The organism is Pacificispira sp. HM-600, from assembly GCF_977993705.1.
In genome coordinates, this window is record NZ_OZ388079.1 from 550903 (window position 1) to 568998 (window position 18096).

General features: G+C 66.7%; 16 protein-coding genes. 1 reads left to right on the plus strand and 15 read right to left on the minus strand.

The features are described 5' to 3' along the window. Nucleotides 1-21 precede the first annotated feature (21 nt). On the minus strand, nt 22-1419 hold the full coding sequence (locus tag ACXZ1E_RS02610; RefSeq protein ID WP_458041898.1) for a M20/M25/M40 family metallo-hydrolase: 1398 nt from the start codon (nt 1417-1419) through the stop codon (nt 22-24). A 50-nt stretch (nt 1420-1469) separates the two neighbouring features. Here ACXZ1E_RS02610 and ACXZ1E_RS02615 point away from each other — a divergent pair, with 50 nt between their 5' ends. Next, a complete protein-coding gene (locus ACXZ1E_RS02615; protein ID WP_458041899.1) occupies nt 1470-2039 on the plus strand; it encodes a DUF3043 domain-containing protein in 570 nt (189 codons plus the stop codon). 180 nt (nt 2040-2219) lie between these two features. Here the strand turns inward: ACXZ1E_RS02615 and ACXZ1E_RS02620 are convergent, their stop codons facing one another. The 14 genes from ACXZ1E_RS02620 to murC form a co-directional block, all read right to left on the minus strand. Beyond that, entirely contained in the window at nt 2220-3242 is a 1023-nt protein-coding gene (locus ACXZ1E_RS02620; RefSeq protein ID WP_458041900.1) for a quinone-dependent dihydroorotate dehydrogenase, read from the minus strand. 16 nt (nt 3243-3258) lie between these two features. After that, entirely contained in the window at nt 3259-3744 is a 486-nt protein-coding gene (nrdR, locus tag ACXZ1E_RS02625) for a transcriptional regulator NrdR (RefSeq protein WP_458041901.1), read from the minus strand. A gap of 60 nt (nt 3745-3804) precedes the next feature. Continuing rightward, entirely contained in the window at nt 3805-5121 is a 1317-nt protein-coding gene (gene hisD / locus ACXZ1E_RS02630; protein WP_458041902.1) for a histidinol dehydrogenase, read from the minus strand. A gap of 21 nt (nt 5122-5142) precedes the next feature. Further along, nucleotides 5143-6183 carry a hypothetical protein gene (locus ACXZ1E_RS02635; protein ID WP_458041903.1) on the minus strand — a complete coding sequence of 347 codons (1041 nt, stop codon included), beginning with the start codon at nt 6181-6183 and terminating at the stop codon, nt 5143-5145. A 61-nt stretch (nt 6184-6244) separates the two neighbouring features. Beyond that, nucleotides 6245-9763, minus strand: a complete 3519-nt coding sequence (dnaE, locus tag ACXZ1E_RS02640) for a DNA polymerase III subunit alpha (protein WP_458352028.1) — start codon at nt 9761-9763, stop codon at nt 6245-6247. Between the two features lie 373 nt (nt 9764-10136). Continuing rightward, nucleotides 10137-11057: an RluA family pseudouridine synthase gene (locus tag ACXZ1E_RS02645; protein ID WP_458041904.1), complete on the minus strand. Its 921-nt coding sequence runs from the start codon at nt 11055-11057 to the stop codon at nt 10137-10139. Between the two features lie 2 nt (nt 11058-11059). After that, complete coding sequence (gene lspA, locus ACXZ1E_RS02650; RefSeq protein ID WP_458041905.1) at nt 11060-11857, minus strand: signal peptidase II; 798 nt, start codon at nt 11855-11857, stop codon at nt 11060-11062. Nucleotides 11858-11860: 3 nt separating this feature from the next. Continuing rightward, the gene (locus tag ACXZ1E_RS02655) at nt 11861-12460 is read right to left on the minus strand and encodes a DivIVA domain-containing protein (RefSeq protein WP_458041906.1); all 600 of its coding nucleotides are present in this window, start codon (nt 12458-12460) and stop codon (nt 11861-11863) included. A 142-nt stretch (nt 12461-12602) separates the two neighbouring features. Further along, the gene (locus ACXZ1E_RS02660; protein ID WP_458041907.1) at nt 12603-12908 is read right to left on the minus strand and encodes a YggT family protein; all 306 of its coding nucleotides are present in this window, start codon (nt 12906-12908) and stop codon (nt 12603-12605) included. Between the two features lie 9 nt (nt 12909-12917). Then, nucleotides 12918-13373, minus strand: a complete 456-nt coding sequence (locus ACXZ1E_RS02665; RefSeq protein WP_458041908.1) for a cell division protein SepF — start codon at nt 13371-13373, stop codon at nt 12918-12920. A gap of 33 nt (nt 13374-13406) precedes the next feature. Continuing rightward, the gene (locus tag ACXZ1E_RS02670; RefSeq protein WP_458041909.1) at nt 13407-14117 is read right to left on the minus strand and encodes a YggS family pyridoxal phosphate-dependent enzyme; all 711 of its coding nucleotides are present in this window, start codon (nt 14115-14117) and stop codon (nt 13407-13409) included. A 42-nt stretch (nt 14118-14159) separates the two neighbouring features. Further along, on the minus strand, nt 14160-15314 hold the full coding sequence (gene ftsZ / locus ACXZ1E_RS02675; RefSeq protein ID WP_458041910.1) for a cell division protein FtsZ: 1155 nt from the start codon (nt 15312-15314) through the stop codon (nt 14160-14162). A 277-nt stretch (nt 15315-15591) separates the two neighbouring features. Further along, nucleotides 15592-16638 carry an FtsQ-type POTRA domain-containing protein gene (locus tag ACXZ1E_RS02680; RefSeq protein ID WP_458041911.1) on the minus strand — a complete coding sequence of 349 codons (1047 nt, stop codon included), beginning with the start codon at nt 16636-16638 and terminating at the stop codon, nt 15592-15594. Nucleotides 16639-16641: 3 nt separating this feature from the next. Next, nucleotides 16642-18054, minus strand: a complete 1413-nt coding sequence (gene murC, locus ACXZ1E_RS02685; RefSeq protein ID WP_458041912.1) for a UDP-N-acetylmuramate--L-alanine ligase — start codon at nt 18052-18054, stop codon at nt 16642-16644. Nucleotides 18055-18096 lie beyond the last annotated feature (42 nt).

Genomic DNA, 18096 nt, shown 5'->3' on the forward strand with positions numbered 1-18096 from the left:
GTCAGTCCTCCTGTTGCGAGTCTACCCGCGACCTCGGTCGTCGAGGGCGCGCAACAGCAACGCCTCGCTCACGATCGCGTGGCGGAACGTCTCCAGGTGTAGGGATTCGTTCGGGCTGTGCGCCCGCGAATGCGGGTCCTCGACACCGGTGACGAGAATCTGCGCCTCGGGGAATTCGCGCACTAGATCCGAGATGAAGGGGATGCTGCCGCCCACACCGATGTCGACGGGATCGACGCCGTATCCCTCGGCGAAGGCATCCCGCACCGCCGCGACGGCCCACCCCGACGTGTCGACGAGAAAACCGTCCCCCAGATCGACGTCGGAGAAGCTCAGCTCGGCGCCGAACGGCGCGTTCGCGCGCAGGTGCGATTCGAGAGCGGCGTACGCGTCGGCGGCTTTCTGGCCCGGTGCGACGCGGGCACTGATCACGACCGAGACCTCGGGAGTCAGCGTGTTCGAGGCGGCCTCGACACTCGTGAAGTCCGTGCCGATGACCGTGACCGCGGGGCGATTCCAGATGCGCGACAGGATGTCTCCGGCGCCGGCCGGCGAGACACCCGGGAGAAGACCGGCCTCCTCGCGCAGGGTGTTCTCGGAGTAGTCGGGTGTCTGCGCCTCACGCGCCGACACACCCTCGACCGCGACCGTGCCATCGGCGTCCCACAACGTCGACAACAGCTTGATCGTGGCGAGCATCGCGTCAGGCACTGCACCCCCGAACATTCCGGAATGCGAAGCGTGGTCGAGGGTTCGGACGCGCATCGTGAACCGCGCGTTTCCGCGCAGCGACACGGTCAGTGCCGGTGTGTCCGAATCCCAGTTACCCGAATCGGCGACCACGATCACGTCAGCGCGGAGTGCGTCGCGATTGTCGGCGAGGAACTGGGCGAAGGAGCGGGAACCGTATTCCTCCTCACCCTCCACGAACAGGACGACGCCGAGTTCGAGCTCACCCTCCGTGCTGGCCCGCAGCGCCCGGAGCGCCGCAATGTGCGCCATGATGCCGGCCTTGTCATCGGCCGCGCCGCGGCCGTACAGGCGTCCGTCGCGAACGGTCGGTTCGAACGGCGGAGAATCCCAGAGCGCGTCATCGCCCGGTGGCTGCACGTCGTGGTGAGCGTAGAGGAGCACCGTCGGGGCGTCCCCGCGTGCTGCCCGCGTGGCCAGAACGGCGGGCTGACCCACCTCCCCCGTTCCGGGGATCTCGGCACGGAGGATCCGCACGTCGTCGAACACCCCCGTATCCCCGGCAAGGCGCGCAACCTCATCCGCACTCCGCTCCAGCTGGGTCTGATCGAATGCCGGCCAGGCGATGCCCGGGATACGGACGAGGGCACCGAGGTCGGCCAGAGCCGGAGCGATTCCATCCTCGACAGCGGTACGGAGTGGGGACGGGGGGACTTCCGATGCGTGCATGCGGGTAATCTTATGGGTGAGTACTTCACCCCGACCTGCGAGGAAACATCGTGGCCAACTCCCCCGCCCCCGTGCCGAGCGACGAGGATTCCGCCGCGGTCGGTGCCGGAAAAGGGCGCGCTACCCCGACGCGCGCCGAGCGTGAGGCCGTGCGTCGACGCCCCCTCGTGGCGGATACGAAAGAGGCCAAGCAGCGTGCCCGCGCCGAGCTCGCTGCCAAGCGGGACCAAGCTCGTGCCGGCATGGCCAAGGGCGACGAGCGCTACCTCCCCGCCCGCGACAAGGGACCGCAGCGCAAATTCCTGCGCGACTATGTCGACGGGGGCTGGCACCTCGCCGAGTTCGTGATGCCGGCCATGATCGTCGTGATCTTGCTGACCTTCATTCAGAACACCTACATCCAGTACTACGCGTTCATCGCATTGTGGGGCTTCATCCTGCTCGTCATCCTCGACATGGTTTTGACGGGGTGGCGCGCCAAGCGAGCCATCCGCGCCAAGTTCGGTGCCGACAAGCTCGAGCGCGGTACGGCCTGGTACGCGGCCATGCGCTCCATGCAGATGCGCTTCCTGCGCTTGCCGAAGCCGCAGGTGCGCCGCGGGGGCAAGCCCATCGCCTGATCGACTCTGTCGACCCGGTCGCGACTCGCTTCGTTGCACCCGCGCTCGCGTTCACAATTCAGTCCCGCGGGCGACCCGTCGCAGGGTGACACCCGGAATATCGGGGAACCGCGAGCGTACCTCGCGCAGATCTCCTGAATTACGAACGCGTCGCGACGCCCAAGGGCAGACGCGACTGACTCAGACGCGGGCGAGCGTGCGGTTGATCTGTCGGGCCCAGAACGGGCCGCGGTAGAGGAACGCGGTATACCCCTGCACGAGGGTGGCACCCGCAGCCAAGCGCTCACGCACATCCGCGCCACTCTCGACGCCGCCGACGGAGATCACACAGAACTCCGCGGGAACGGATGCCCGAACGACGCGAAGCACTTCGAGCGAGCGCTCACGCAATGGAGCGCCTGAGAGCCCGCCTGCGCCTGCGGCCGCGACGACCGTGGGGGCGGTCCGGAGGCCCGCACGCGAGAGCGTCGTGTTGGTGGCGATGAGCCCGTCGAGCCCGAGCTCGACCGCGAGAAGAGCGATCTCGCGCACTTCGTCGTCCTCGAGGTCCGGGGCGATCTTCACGAGCAGCGGTGTCTGGCCCGCGGCATCCTTGACCGCGCGCAGCAACGGCGCGAGCGTTTCCACGGCCTGCAGGGCGCGCAAGCCCGGCGTATTCGGGGACGAGACGTTCACGGCCAGATAGTCCGCAAGGGGCGCCAGGAGTGTCGCGCTGCGGACGTAGTCGGCCGTCGCGTCCGCGACATCGACCACGCGACTCTTGCCGATGTTGATGCCGATCACCGGCCGGTCACGGCGCCGACGGAGCTTCGCGATGCGAGCGGCAGCCGCATCCGCTCCCCCGTTGTTGAAACCCATGCGGTTGATGACGGCGCGATCCGGGATGAGTCGGAAAAGACGCGGACGGGGGTTTCCGTCCTGCGGGATGGCGGTCAGCGTGCCGACCTCGACATGCCCGAAGCCGAGAGCACCGAGCCCGAGAACGCCGACCGCGTCCTTGTCGAACCCAGCGGCGACTCCGAAGGGCGAGGGAAAGTCGATGCCCAGGGCTCGCGTCCGCAGCGAAGGCGCGGGGTGAGTGACTCGGCGGACCAGGGTCGAGAACGGGCGCACGCCTGCGGCACGGACGACCCGCATCCCCAGGTGATGCGCCGTCTCGGGGTCAAAGCGCGAGAGCACGACGGAGAAAAGGACGCGATACATCCCACCCCGTTCCGATTCACGCACGGGGCACGTCGCCGTCGAATCCGGGGGCCGCGACGCGATCCGCGCGCAGGTCGCCGATCGCCGTCTCGAAATCGTCGAGGGATTCGAAAGCCTGATAGACGCTGGCGAATCGTAGATAAGCGACCATGTCAAGGGCTCGAAGCGGACCGAGGATGGCCAGTCCGATCTCGTTCGTGTCGACCTGGGATGCGCCCGTCTGCCGAACTGCCTCTTCGACCTTCTGCGCGAGCATGGCGAGATCTGCCTCGGTCACGGGACGGCCCTGACACGCCTTGCGCACACCCGACATGACCTTCTCGCGGCTGAAAGGCTCGATGACCCCGGACCGCTTGATGACGTTGAGGCTCGCGGTCTCGATCGTCGAGAAACGACCACCGCATTCGGGGCATTGCCTGCGGCGACGAATCGAGAGCCCGTCATCGCTCGTGCGCGAATCGATCACGCGCGAGTCGGGATGCCGACAGAAGGGGCAGTGCATATCTCGTGGTCCTCGCTAGATGGCAGCGTCGGTGGGTGGCGGAGTCGTTGAATAGCGCAGTCAGATCGCGGATGCTTCGGAGCCCGGCGCGAACCGTGCGGTCACGGCCTCGCCGTGCGCGGGCAGTGCCTCGGCGTCGGCCAGCGCGACGATCGCGTCGGCAACGCCGGCAAGAGCATCCCGGTCGTACGCGATGATCTGCTGCGCACGCAAGAACGTCTGCGCGCCGAGCCCGGCCGCATAACGCGCCTGGCCGCCGGTGGGCAGAACGTGGTTGCTCCCCGCGAGATAGTCCCCGAGACTCACGGGCGAGTTCGCTCCGAGGAAGATCGCACCGGCATTGGTCAAGTCGGGCAACAGCCCCTCGGGGTCGCGGGTCTGGACCTCGAGGTGCTCGGGGGCATACGCGTTACTGAACGCCACCGCCGCGGCCAGATCGTCCACCAGCACGATCGCGGATTGTGTACCCGCGAGTGCCGTACGCACGCGCTCCGCGTGCCGGGTGCGCGAGGTGACATCCTGAACCGCCGAGCGGACAGCCTCGGCCAGGTCGGCCGAATCCGTCACGAGGACGGCTCCAGCCTGCTCGTCGTGCTCGGCCTGACTGACCAGATCTGCCGCCACCAGTACTGCGTCGGCTGAATCGTCGGCGATCACGAGAATCTCGGTCGCACCCGCCTCGGAGTCGGTCCCGACGACGCCCGCGACGTGACGCTTCGCCGCGGCGACGTAGTTGTTACCGGGACCCGTGACGACGTCGACAGGGTCGAGAGCGATGTCGGCGACGCCGTACGCGAGCGCAGCGATCGCCCCCGCGCCACCGATCGCATAGACCTCGTCTACGCCGAGCAGACCCGCCGCGGCGAGGATGGTCGGGTGCACCTTGCCGTCACTGCGTTGAGCGGGCGAAGCGAGCGCCACGGCGCTGACTCCGGCGACCTGTGCGGGCACGACGTTCATGACGACGCTCGACGGATAGACCGCCTTGCCGCCGGGAACGTAGACACCGACCCGGCGGACCGGCTGCCAGCGCTGCGTGACGCGCGCGCCCGGCGCGAGCTCGGTGACAACCGGCGGCGGAACCTGCGCGGCCGACGCACGCCGGACGTTCGCGATGGCGCGTTCGAGCGCGTCTCGGACATCGGCATCGAGCCCTTCGACCGCGGCGTCGATGTCGGCGCGCAGAACGCGGAGGGTGTGTCCGGTGACACCATCGAACTTCTCGGCCTGCTCGCGCAGGGCGGCTTCGCCGCGGTCGCGGACGTCGGCGACGAGTTCGCCGGCGACTCGCAGGGCGTTGTCGCGAGCTTCGGTCGCGCGCGGAACGAGTGCCGCGGCATCGCGCGCGGCAGTGCCGCGGAGGTCGATCGTGCGCATCCTCCCAGGCTACCCGGCGGATCAGCCCCGGGTGACTCCCGAGACGTCGTAGAGCACGCCCACACGACCGTCCTCATGCTGCACGACGAAGCTCGACCCGCGATCCGCGATCACAAGCGCCCACGCCGTCGGCCCGATGCGGAACACCGGAGCGCCGGTACGCTCGTCGACTACATCGCGTTCGACCGGTGACAACGCCCAGAAGGGGCGCGAAGCCGCCGCGGGCGCCGCATCCGTCACCGGCTGCGCGCCGGTTTCCGTCGCTCCGCGCGCGTACGCCGGGGTAGGGCTCCACCCACCCGTGTCGACGACGCCCGTGTCGCCCGTGGACGGCTCGGCGTCGTCCAGCGCATACGAGCCGATCGGGTAGCCGCCCGTAGCCTGCGCGGCTCCATCACCGGAAACGGGAGCGAAGGACTCCGGTGCCGGTTCGGGCCGGGGGCGAGCCACGACGGCCCGGACTGCTCGTGCATTGCGATGCGCGGGCGCTGCGGGTCGACCGCGGAAATCCTCGTCGAACGGCGCGATGAACGGAGCGAAGACGGAGAGCAGAACCAGGGCCAGGAAGACGATCAGCTCCACCCACACGACCCACGTCGTGTACCAGGCGCGGTCGTCGACGACCGCGGCGATGGTGTTCCAGATGTACGAGAGCCAGATGACGCTCGAAACCGAGAAAGCAACGGATGCGAACTGATCGACGCCGAGCGAGCCCACACGGCGAATCCCGTCGGGCGAGAAGCGGCGCAGGACGATCAGGAATACTGCGACCGTCGGTACGCCGATCGTGAGCACCCAATCGATGCCACTCATCCAGACGGAGCGGAAGGGGAGCTGGAGGACAGAGAAGAACGAGATGATGAAGGCCACGGCCCACAGCCCGACGATCGCGACCTCGCGGATCGTGAAGGGGCCGACGCCATATTGGGGCGCCTCTTCCGGCTCGCTCTCGGTTGCCGAGTCGAACTCCTCGCCATCGGTCTCGGTCGCGTCGGGCTCCGGAGCGGAGACCAGCGAAGCCGCGAGATCCCTCTCGTCGTCTGTCCGGTTCTCGTCGGTCATAACCATCCCCTTTCGCACGACGCCGTCGGCGCCCCGGCTACCTTACCTCGCGGACATCCGCTCAGCCCAGGCATCCGGGTCCGAGCAAAGACTTCAGTTCTCCGTACAGATCCGCGGTCACCTTGACGGGATGCGGCACCTCGAAAACCTTCGCCACGTCACCCTTGGTGAGCTTCATCCGCACCTCGGTCTCGCCGCGGTGCCGATCGAGCACGACAGCCAGATCGGTGATGACCGAGTGGGTTGCGCGGTGCTCGGCAAGGATTAGTTCGAGCGCTCCCCCGGCATCCACGGCACCCAGATCGGGAACCATCGCCGAGACGGCGTGCAGGTTGAGTCCGTCATCGCGGCGGGACACACGACCGCGCACCACGAGGATGGCGTCGGCCTGCAGTAGCGGCTGGTATTCGGTGTACGTCTTGCCCATGAACATGACGTTCACCTCGCCGTTGAAGTCCTCGACGGTGACCATGCCGTACGGGTTTCCGCTCGATTTCGCGACGCGGTGCTGGACGCTCGTCAGCAGCCCCGCGACGGTCACCTGCTCACCGTCGCTCAACTCTTCGGACGTGAGCAGATCGTTGATCGACATCGACGCGTGCTTGGCCAGCGGCATCTCGAGACCCGCCAAAGGGTGATCCGAAACGTACAGGCCGAGCATCTCGCGCTCGAAGGCCAACTTGTCCTTCTTCGTCCACTCGGGGCGCTCGGGAACCTTCGCCGGCATGATGTCTTCGGTTTCGTCGTACAGGCTGTCGAAGTCGAACCCGATCGCCCCCGTGGCAGCCTTGCGCTTGGTTTCGACCGCTGCTTCGGCCGCGCTCTCGTGAATATCCATGAGCGCGCGACGCGTCGATCCCAGCGAGTCGAACGCGCCCGCCTTGATCAGCGACTCGACCGTGCGTTTGTTCGCGACATGCGCCGGAACCTTGGTGAGGAAGTCGTGGAAGCTCACGAAGCTGTCATCGGCGCGCGATGCGACGATGCCCTCGACGACGTTCGAGCCGACGTTGCGGATGGCACCGAGCCCGAAGCGGATGTCATCGCCCACGGCCGCGAAGTACTTGATCGACTCCCCCACGTCGGGCGGCAGCACCTTCATTCCCATTCGCCGACACTCGTTGAGATAGATCGCGAGCTTGTCCTTCGAGTCACCGACGCTCGTCAGCAACGCCGCCATGTACTCGGCCGGATAGTGCGCCTTCAGGTAGGCCGTCCAGTACGAGACCATGCCGTACGCGGCGGAGTGAGCCTTGTTGAAGGCGTAGTCCGAGAACGGCAGCAGAATGTCCCACAGAGTCTTGACCGCAGCATCCGAATAGCCGTTTGCGTGCATGCCCGCTTGGAAGCCCTCGTACTGCTTGTCGAGCTCGGACTTCTTCTTCTTGCCCATCGCGCGACGCAGGATGTCGGCCTGTCCGAGGCTGAACCCCGCGACCTTCTGCGCGATCGCCATGACCTGCTCTTGATAGATGATCAGCCCGTAACTCGTGCTGAGGATCTCGGCCAGCGCCTCTTCGAGTTCGGGGTGGATCGGCGTGATCTCTTGCAGGCCGTTCTTGCGCAGTGCGTAGTTCGTGTGGGAGTTGGCACCCATCGGGCCGGGTCGATAGAGCGCGATGACGGCCGAGATGTCTTCGAAGTTGTCGGGCTTGAGCAGCCGGAGAAGGCTGCGCATCGGCCCGCCGTCGAGCTGGAACACACCGAGGGTGTCGCCCCGCGTGAGGAGTTCGTACGCGGCCCCGTCGTCGAGTTCGAGGTCTTCGAGCACGACCTTCTCTCCCCGGTTGACGACGATGTTATCGAGCGCGTCGTCGATGATCGTGAGGTTGCGAAGACCGAGGAAGTCCATCTTGATCAGGCCGAGCGCCTCGCACGACGGGTAATCGAACTGCGTGACGATCTGGCCGTCCTGCTCGCGCTTCATGATCGGGATGATGTCGATCAGCGGTTCGGAGGACATGATCACGCCGGCTGCGTGCACGCCCCACTGGCGTTTGAGGTTCTCGAGTCCCACGGCCGTGTCGAACACCGTCTTGGCCTCGGGATCGGTCTCGATGAGGACGCGGAACTCTGATGCCTCTTTGAAACGGGGATGGTTCTTGTCGAACATGCCCTCCAGGGGCATGTCCTTACCCATGACGGGTGGCGGCATCGCCTTCGTGAGCTTCTCGCCCATGCTGAACGGGAATCCGAGCACCCGCCCGGCATCTTTGAGCGCCTGCTTGGCCTTGATCGTGCCGTACGTGACGATCTGCGCGACGCGTTCGTCGCCGTACTTCTCGGTCACGTACTGAATGACCTCGCCGCGGCGACGGTCATCGAAGTCGACGTCGAAGTCGGGCATCGAGACGCGGTCGGGGTTGAGGAAGCGCTCGAAGATCAGCCCGTGCCGGAGCGGATCCAGGTCGGTGATCTTCATGGCATAGGCGGCCATGGAACCGGCACCGGAACCACGCCCGGGGCCGACTCGAATGCCGTTCTCTTTCGCCCAGTTGATGAAGTCGGCGACGACGAGGAAGTAGCCCGGGAAGCCCATCTGCAAGATGACCTGGGTCTCGTACTCTGCCTGTGCGCGCACCTCGGTCGGGATGCCCGCGGGATATCGGTGTTCGAGGCCCTTCTCAACCTCCTTGACGAACCAGGAGTCTTCGCTCTCACCAGGGGGCACTGGGAAGCGCGGCATGTAGTTGGCCGAAGTGTTGAACTCGACCTCGCAGCGCTCGGCGATCAGCAGGGTGTTGTCGCACGCCTCCGGGTGATCACGGAAGATCTGGCGCATCTCGGCCGCCGACTTGACGTAGTAGCCGTCGCCGTCGAATTTGAAGCGCTTGGGGTCGTCGAGCGTCGAACCGGACTGGACGCACAGGAGTGCTGCGTGGCTCGTCGCATCGTGTTGATGCGTGTAGTGCAGGTCGTTCGTGCCGACAAGCGGGATGTCGAGCTCTTTCGAGATCTTGATGAGATCGCCCATCACGCGCCGCTCGATCGAGAGGCCGTGATCCATGATCTCGGTGAAGTAGTTCTCCTTGCCGAAGATGTCCTGGAACTCCGCGGCTGCGGCTCTTGCGGCGTCGTACTGCCCGAGCCGGAGTCGCGTCTGCACTTCCCCGGACGGGCAGCCCGTCGTGGCGATGAGTCCCTTGCTGTAAGTCTGCAGAAGTTCGCGGTCCATGCGCGGCTTGAAGTAGTACCCCTCCATGCTCGCTTTGGAACTGAGGCGGAAGAGGTTGTGCATGCCCTCGGTGCTCTGCGAGAGCAGGGTCATGTGCGTGTATGCGCCCGATCCCGAGACATCATCGCCGGCCTGGTCTGGTCCGCCCCAGCGCACTCGTGCCTTGTCGCTGCGGTGCGTGCCGGGGGTGACGTAGGCCTCGATGCCGATGATCGGCTTGATGCCGGCGTCTTTCGCCGCTTTGTAGAACTCGAACGCCGCGAAGGTGTTGCCATGGTCGGTGACGGCGATGGCCGGCATGCCCTGCGCGACGGCCTCTTGGACCATCGGCCCGATTCGAGCGGCCCCGTCGAGCATCGAATATTCGCTGTGCACATGAAGGTGAACGAAGGAGTCGGCTGCCACTCGTCCACACTAAGGGGCGCTTCCGACATCGTCGGCGGGTCGCGTTGAACCCGACCCGGCTACGCCAGATCGAGACGCACCAGCAGGCACGGAAACCCGTTCACGACGGAGCCGGTGTCGGATACTTTGGAAAATCCTGCGCGTTCGAACAGCGCCCGCGTGCCCACGTACGACTCGCTCGCCCCGCGCCGTGCCGCGAAGTGCGAGGTTCTCTTTCGACGGGATGCGGGAGCTCAGACACCAGCAGAGGTTCGCGTCGGGGCGTTTGTGCCCCACCATGGTCTGCACATCATCGAATACCGTCGCGGGCCGCACGTCGATTGCCATCAGCGCATTCTGCCCCGGGCCGGCGACATTCGGGAGGACCCGAGGATCATCCGGCTTGCAGCACCTCGAGCGCGTGAGCGAGGTCGGCCGGATAATCCGAGGCGAAGGTGACCCATTCGCCGGTCGCGGGATGGTGGAACGACAACTGCCGAGCGTGCAACCACTGGCGGGTGAGCCCCAGGCGAGCCGACATCGTGGGATCCGCGCCGTAGAGCGGATCGCCGACGCACGGGTGCCTCTGCGCGGCCATGTGCACGCGAATCTGGTGCGTGCGCCCGGTCTCGAGGTGGATCTCGAGCAGCGACGCACCGCGGAATGCCTCGAGAGTCTCGTAGTGCGTGACAGAGTCCTTGCCGTCCTGCGTGACGGCGAATTTCCACGAGTGCGTGGCATGTCGACCTATCGGCGCGTCGATCGTGCCGGACAAGGGATCCGGATGCCCCTGCACGACGGCGTGGTATATCTTCTCGACCTCGCGCTCCTTGAAAGCGCGCTTCAGCGCGGTGTAGGCCGCCTCGGATTTGGCGACGACCATGAGCCCACTCGTGCCGACATCCAGCCGATGCACGATTCCCTGACGTTCGGCAGCGCCCGTGGTCGCAATCGTGTACCCGCTTGCGGCCAACGCGCCGAGAACCGTGGGGCCCTCCCACCCGACACTCGGATGAGCCGCTACTCCCGCGGGCTTGTCGATCACGACGATGTCATCGTCGTCGTAGACGATGCCGAAGTCGGGCACAGCCATCGGAACCACACGAGGCTCCGCGCGCTCTTCCCAAACGACCTCGAGCCAAGCTCCGCCGGACAACCGATCCGACTTTCCGACAACGCGCCCATCGACGTTGACACCACCCGACTCGGCCACTTCCGCCGCGAAGGCACGAGAGAAACCGAGCATCTTGGCCAGGGCCGCGTCGACCCGGGCCCCCTGCAGACCGTCGGGCACGGGAAGACTCCGCGCCGGCACGGCTAGGCCCTCGTCGGGTCGTCGTCGCCGGGCTCCTTTGCGCGGCGCGGGGCTCCGACATCCGGGTCAGCCACAGGGAAGAGGGAATCGCGATCCACGCCCACTCCCACGATCGAAACGGGACCGTGCTCGGACGGGACGGAGTCGGACGGGACGGGCTCGGACGGGACGGGCTCGGACGGGACAGTGTCGGACGAGACAGAGTCGGATGCCTCGGAAGCAGCGACCGTCGACGCATCCGCCTTATCTTCCCGACGCTCGCGGGTGCCGTCCATGTGCAGTCCGAGCAGAACGAGCAGGGCGATCCCGATCATGTCGCACACGATGAAGATGTCGGCCACGTTGTAGATCGCGGGCATCATCCAGGGCGTGGAGATGAAGTCGACGACATGTCCGACCGGGAATCCCGGGTCTCGCAGTAAGCGATCGGTGAGGTTGCCGAGAACGCCACCGAGCAGCAGCCCCAGCGCCACGGCCCACAGCCGGGAGCGTACCCGCGTGAACATCAACCACACGATCGCGACCGCGACCGCGGCCAACGCGATCGTGAAGACCCACGTGACGCTCTCACCCAGAGAGAACGCTGCGCCCGGGTTGAACACCAACACGAAGACGAGGAACTCACCCAGAATCTGCACCGGATCGCCCGGCGTCAGGTTCTGCAATGCGAAGAACTTGCTCAACTGATCGGCGGCCAGGGCCACCACCGCGAGAGTCGCGATGATGGCGATGGCCGCCGGTCGGTTGAGAGGCTTGCGCGGCCCCGCGGAAAGCTCGGGTGCGGGACTCGGTTCGGTCAAGGTCTAGAGACCGATGGCCGACACGGGCGTCGAGCCCGACGTCGAACCGGACGTCTCGAGGTCACGCAGCTGACCCTCGATGTAGCTGCGCAGCTGGGCGCGGTAGTCACGCTCGAACTGGCGGAGCTCCGTGATGCGACCCTCGAGTACCGTGCGCTCCTTCTCGAGGCGGGCGGCCTCTTCGCGCTGCTTCGCCTCGGCCTCGGCAACGATGCGCGACGCGGTGGCCTCGGCCTCTGAGACGAGCTTGTCGCGCTGGGCGACACCCTCGGCAACGTGCTCGTCGTGCAGACGCTGCGCGAGTTCGATAATCCCCGCGCTGGTGCTTGCGCCGGCGTCCTCGCTCGCGGGAGCGGGCTTCGGGGCGGCGGCGGGAGCCTCCACCTCGGGAGCCGGCTCCGCAGCGGGTGCTGCTGCGGCGGGCTTCTCGCCGGCCTCGTAGGCCTCGAGCTTGGCCTTCAGCTCTTCGTTCTCGGCGATCGTCTTGCGCCACTCGACGACGATCTCGTCGAGGAAGTCATCGACCTCTTCGGGGTCGAAACCCTCTTTGAACCGGACGTGCTGAAACTGCTTGGTTACAACGTCATCGGGGGTCAGAGCCATGGGGGATCCGTCCTGTTCGTCTCTGCTGGTCACGGCGTGGCTGCGCTGGGGCGCGAAGCCATCAGCATAGCTGAGGCGCCTGGGTGCCGCGAGAGCGAGCCGAGTGCGTCACGGCACCGTCAGCCCACCCCAGAGCGCAGGTTTATGCCCCGCCGGCGATGGATCGCGTGACGTTCAGAAGCATGAAACACAGGAAGATCGTGAGCGCGAAAGCGAGATCGATCGCAATCGGTCCGATGCGGAGCGGGGGGATGAATCGACGGAACAGCCGGATCGGAGGATCCGTGACGGTGTAGACGATTTCAGCGAAGACGAGGCCCGCGCCGCGAGGACGCCATTCGCGATTGAACACCGGGATGTACTCGAGAACGAGTCGTCCCAGCAGCACGAAGACGTACAGCAGGATCAGACCGTTGAGGATCGACGCGATGAGCCTCAGCAGTTCCACGTATACAGACTACGACGCGGAGAAGGGCGCGGCGTCCGGGTCGGCGTGCGGGATGCCGCCGTCGCCCGAAACCTCGACGTGCTCGGGAGAGAGCAGGAAGACCTTGCTCGTGACCCGCTCGATGCGTCCGTAGAGCCCCAGCGACAGTCCGCTGGCGAAGTCGATCAGGCGACGAGCATCCGCGTCGCTCATCTGCGACAGGTTGATGATCACGGGGATGCCCTCGCGGAAGTTCTCGGCGATGACCTGTGCGTCGCGGTACTGCTTGGGGTGCACCGTGAGGATCTCGGTCAGTCCACCCGCTGCGGGCTGGTGAACGGCACGCGGACGGAGGGGCGTGACGGTTCCCTTGGGTTCCACGGCGTGAACGCGCGAGTGCTGCGTCTGCTGCTGGGGCTCGTCAACAATTTCTTCTTCGTCGGCAAGACCGAGATAAACCATGGTCTTCTTGAGCGGGTTCGACATCGCATCCTCCGTGTTGGCTCGTCTGTTTCGAGGTTAACCGTGGGCGGGTCGGTTGCCCGTGATTGCGGACCCGATCCGCAGGTGTGTCGCGCCAATGGCGATCGCCTCTTCGAAATCCCCCGTCATCCCGGCACTGATCCAGGATGCGTCGGGCACGACGGCACGCACGCGTGCGGCGTGCTCGGCGAGGCGCGCGAAGGCGGCCGCGGGTGGTTCGTCGAGGGGCGCAACGGCCATCACACCGCGCAACCGAAGGCCGGAACATCTGGCGACGTGTTCTGCCAGGGCGACGACGTCCGACTCGTTCGTTCCGCCGCGCCCGGTGTCGGCTGTCAGATTGATCTGCACGAGCACATCCAGGGGCATCGCATCGGGTTCTGCGGCATCGTCGCGTGAAGCACCGTCGAGGGCGTCGGCGAGCTTGGCTCGATCGACCGAATGGACGACGGATGCGGCGGCCCTCACGGCACGCGCTTTGTTCGACTGGATCTGGCCCACGAAGTGCCAACGCAGATCGTCGAGGTCAGCGAGCTCGGAGCGTTTCTCCGAAATCTCTTGCTGCCGGTTCTCACCGACGTCTCGCACTCCGAGGGCGTACAGATCGCGCACGAGCTGTGCCGGGTGAAACTTCGTCACGACGATGCGTGTGATCTCGCCCGCGTCGCGTCCGGCCGCTCGCGCCGCGTCTGCGACGCGCTCATCCAGCAACGCCAATCGATCCGCGAGAGGAGCCACTTCGGTCATGCGGCACCTCTCGCGGGCCACGGCATCCGTTCGGGGATACCGCTACTTCAGGAAGTCGGGGATGTCGAGGTCGTCGTCACCGAACGCGGAGTCGAAACCCGCGGCCTCGGGGACGATCGGACCGGATGCGGAGCCGACCGAAACCGACTCGCGCACGGGGGGCTTGACCTCGGCTGCCTCGTCGGCCGTGGCGACCGGCAGAGCGGGCGCCTGGCGCTGAGCGACGACCGGCTCACTGCGCTGCAGAGGTTCGCCGCCGTCGAAGCCGGCCGCGATCACGGTGACCCGCACCTCGTCGCCGAGCGTGTCATCGATGACCGTACCGAAGATGATGTTGGCTTCGGGGTGCGCTGCCTCTTTGACGAGCTGCGCGGCATCGTTGATCTCGAAGATTCCGAGGTTCGAGCCACCCTGGATCGAGAGCAGCACACCGTGCGCCCCCTCGATCGAGGCCTCGAGTAGCGGCGACTCGACCGCGAGCTCGGCGGCCTTGATCGCGCGATCCGCTCCCCGAGCAGAGCCGATACCCATGAGGGCCGATCCCGCACCCTGCATGACCGACTTGACGTCGGCGAAGTCGAGGTTGATGAGGCCGGGGGTCGTAATGAGGTCGGTGATGCCCTGAACACCGGCGAGCAGCACCTGGTCGGCCGTCGCGAATGCCTCGATCATCGAGATTCCGCGATCGCTGATCTCGAGCAAGCGGTCGTTCGGCACCACGATGAGGGTGTCGACCTCTTCCTTCAAGCGCGCGACACCGGTGTCGGCCTGCGTCTGACGACGGCGTCCCTCAAACGAGAACGGCTTCGTGACGACACCGATCGTGAGCGCGCCGATCGACTTCGCGATCTTGGCCACGACGGGCGCGCCACCGGTGCCGGTGCCACCACCCTCGCCCGCTGTGACGAACACCATGTCGGCACCCCGCAGGGCTTCTTCGATCTCTTCGGCGTGGTCCTCTGCCGCGCGGCGACCCACCTCGGGGTCGGCGCCGGCGCCGAGGCCGCGGGTGATCTCGCGACCGACGTCGAGCTTCACATCGGCGTCGCTCATGAGGAGCGCCTGCGCGTCGGTATTGATCGCAATGAACTCCACACCGCGCAGCCCGAGCTCGATCATGCGGTTGACGGCGTTGACGCCGCCGCCGCCGACGCCGACGACCTTGATAACGGCGAGGTAGTTCTGGTTCTGGCTCATGCCGGCCTCCGTGTCGCGAACCTGGGTGAAACCTTCAACCTCAAGTAGAACTGTAAAGAAATGCCCGGTATGCATTTCCTCTGTTCACACGGTAGGCCGGGCGTTCGCCGGCGCCCGCAGGCGCGCGGCGTGTCGTCTACACGCACGTCAAATCCCCGGCGAGAGCCGTCCACGGGCCGCTCGCCTGGCAGTAGATGAGGCTCTGGGGCGTCCGCTTTCCCATCTACTGCCAGGTGAGCGGGTCCGGGCGGGGTGGGCGTGGCACGGGCGGGGGTCGTCAGCGGACGACGACGGATGCGGGCGATGAAACGTCGTACACGGACATGCCGGGGCGGGCGGTCATCGCCCGGTCGAGATTGACGGCCTTGAGCGCCGTCTCCTCAACAGCACCCCAGACGACCTGGGTGCCGCTCGCCAGCGTGAGGGTCACGTCGTCCCGCGTGGTCGCCGCGATGCGCGTCACCTGGGTCGCGATCGTCTCCGGGAGGGCCCGCATAACCAGACCCGCCGACTCGAACGCCCCGGATGTCGTGCCGCCGGCGATTTCGAGAATGGGACGGCCTTCCGGCGGGTTCGGACTGGTCTCGAGAGCCACACCAGCAGCATCGACGAGCGTCCATCCGGCGTCCGTCTGGATGACGCCGATGGGCGTGCGTTCGACGATCCGCACCACCAGGTCGTGCGGCGGGCGAGCCTCGAGCGTGTACGACTCGACGAGGGGAAAGGCGACGAGCGCGGCCTTCACGGCGCTGCCATCCACGAGCGGCAGGGGCGTCCCGATCTGGCCCGCCAGGGCGTCTTGGACCGTTGCAGCGGGCAGCGACGTCGTGCCGACGACCTCGATCCGCTCAACCGCGAAGAGCGGACTGTAGGCCGCGCCGACGCTGCCGACGATCAGCAGCAGCACGGCAGCGCTACTCACGAGCCATACGAGCCGACGACGCCGGCTCCGGACGGTGAAGCGGCGGACTTCGCGGCGCAACGCGCGGCGGCGCGCGCGAGCGGCACGCCAGACGTCACGGATTCCCGTGCGACGGGGGGCGGCATCCGCGTCCGTCTGGTCGGCGACGCGTTCCGGAGGCGCCGCCTCATCTGTCTCCGTTCCGGCGGTCGCTACCCCGGCTTTCTCCGAAGGTTGCGACTCGGACGCAGCGGGCGAAACGGATGCGTCTTCGTCCGGGCTCTCGCCGCTACGAGGGACGGTCGCCTCGTCATCCAACGAACGCGAGTCATCCAACGAACGCGAGTCATCCCACGAACGCGATGTGCGCTTCGCGGCGGCACCGGATCTCTCGGGCGCGGGAAGCGGCGGGGGCCGACGCATCCGTCAGTCCGTGACGCCGGCCGGCGCCGTGTGCGAAAGTGCTTCGAGCACCTGCGGAATGATGAGGTAAACGTTGCCGCAGCCGAGGGTGATGACGTAGTCACCGTCGCGCGCCACCGTCGCCGTGTAGTCGGCCGCCTCTTGCCAGTCCGCGACGTACGCGACGTGATCGGGGTCAGCGAAGGCGTCGCGGACGAGGGCGCCGGTGACGCCGGGGATCGGATCCTCGCGGGCACCGTAGACGTCGAGCACGACCGTGTGGTCGGCGTACTCCTCGAGCACCTCGGCGAATTCGCGGTACATCTGCTGCGTGCGGGAGTACGTGTGGGGCTGGTGGACCGCGATGATGCGTCCGTCGCCGATGACGGTGCGCGCCGCCGCGAGGGCCGCCGCAACTTCGGTGGGGTGGTGCGCGTAGTCGTCGAAGACGCTGACCCCGCGGTTCACGCCGTGCAGTTCGAAGCGGCGGATCGTGCCCGCGAACCCCTCGACCGCGCGCAGGGAGGGCTCGAGTTCGTACCCCAGTGAGAGCAGCACGGAGACCACGCCCGCGGCATTGATCGCGTTGTGCGCGCCGGGGATCTCGAGTCGGGCCCGCTCCGTCGTGCCGCGGTATGTCAGGGCGAAGGACACCGGGCCGTCTGTGGTGATGTCCGTGACACGCACATCCACGCCATCCGATTCCCCGAAGGTGATGACGTTCGGATGTGTGAGGCGCGCGCTCACCCGGAGCGCCCCGGGGTCGTCGGCCGAGATGACGACACTCTCGCGAGCCCGGTCGGCGAAGCGCACGAAGGCATCGTCGAACGCGTCGTTCGTGCCGTAGTGGTCGAGATGATCGGGGTCGACATTCGTGATGAGCGCGATCGACGTGTCGTACAGCAGGAACGTGCCGTCGGACTCGTCGGCCTCGACAACGAACAGTTCGTCGACGCCCGTACCGCTCGAGGCGCCGAGCTGCGCGATCACTCCGCCGTTGACGAAGCTCGGGTCAGCGCCGAGTTGGTGCAGGGCGGTGATGATCATGCCCGTCGAGGTCGTCTTGCCGTGCGCACCGGCAACCGAGACAAGACGACGACCGCCGATGAGCCAGTGCAACGCCTGCGAACGGTGGATGACCGGCATCCCCCGCTCCTTGGCCAGGACGTACTCGGGATTCTCGGGCCAGATCGCGCCGGTGTGAATGACGGTGTCCGCGTCGCCGAGATTGGCGGCATCGTGCCCGACATGCACCCGCGCCCCGAGCAGTGCGAGTTGACGCAGCGCATCGCTGTCGGCTCGGTCGGAACCCGAGACCCGGATGCCGCGGGCCAGGAACATTCGCGCGAGCCCCGACATCCCGGATCCACCGATGCCGATGAAGTGCGCGGCGCCGATGTTCTCGGGAATCGGCAGGCTGAGGTCGGGTCGAATCATGGCCCGATAAGTCTAGGTCGGCCTTCTGCGAGGTCGGCTCCC

Excerpts from the sequence above, each read along its gene's own strand:
- ACXZ1E_RS02610 (WP_458041898.1), bottom strand. The coding sequence starts at position 1,419 with ATGCACGCATCGGAAGTCCCCCCGTCCCCACTCCGTACCGCTGTCGAG.
- ACXZ1E_RS02620 (WP_458041900.1), bottom strand. The coding sequence starts at position 3,242 with ATGTATCGCGTCCTTTTCTCCGTCGTGCTCTCGCGCTTTGACCCCGAG.
- nrdR (WP_458041901.1), bottom strand. The coding sequence starts at position 3,744 with ATGCACTGCCCCTTCTGTCGGCATCCCGACTCGCGCGTGATCGATTCG.
- hisD (WP_458041902.1), bottom strand. The coding sequence starts at position 5,121 with ATGCGCACGATCGACCTCCGCGGCACTGCCGCGCGCGATGCCGCGGCA.
- ACXZ1E_RS02635 (WP_458041903.1), bottom strand. The coding sequence starts at position 6,183 with ATGACCGACGAGAACCGGACAGACGACGAGAGGGATCTCGCGGCTTCG.
- ACXZ1E_RS02655 (WP_458041906.1), bottom strand. The coding sequence starts at position 12,460 with ATGGCTCTGACCCCCGATGACGTTGTAACCAAGCAGTTTCAGCACGTC.
- ACXZ1E_RS02665 (WP_458041908.1), bottom strand. The coding sequence starts at position 13,373 with ATGTCGAACCCGCTCAAGAAGACCATGGTTTATCTCGGTCTTGCCGAC.
- ACXZ1E_RS02670 (WP_458041909.1), bottom strand. The coding sequence starts at position 14,117 with ATGACCGAAGTGGCTCCTCTCGCGGATCGATTGGCGTTGCTGGATGAG.
- ftsZ (WP_458041910.1), bottom strand. The coding sequence starts at position 15,314 with ATGAGCCAGAACCAGAACTACCTCGCCGTTATCAAGGTCGTCGGCGTC.
- ACXZ1E_RS02680 (WP_458041911.1), bottom strand. The coding sequence starts at position 16,638 with ATGCGTCGGCCCCCGCCGCTTCCCGCGCCCGAGAGATCCGGTGCCGCC.
- murC (WP_458041912.1), bottom strand. The coding sequence starts at position 18,054 with ATGATTCGACCCGACCTCAGCCTGCCGATTCCCGAGAACATCGGCGCC.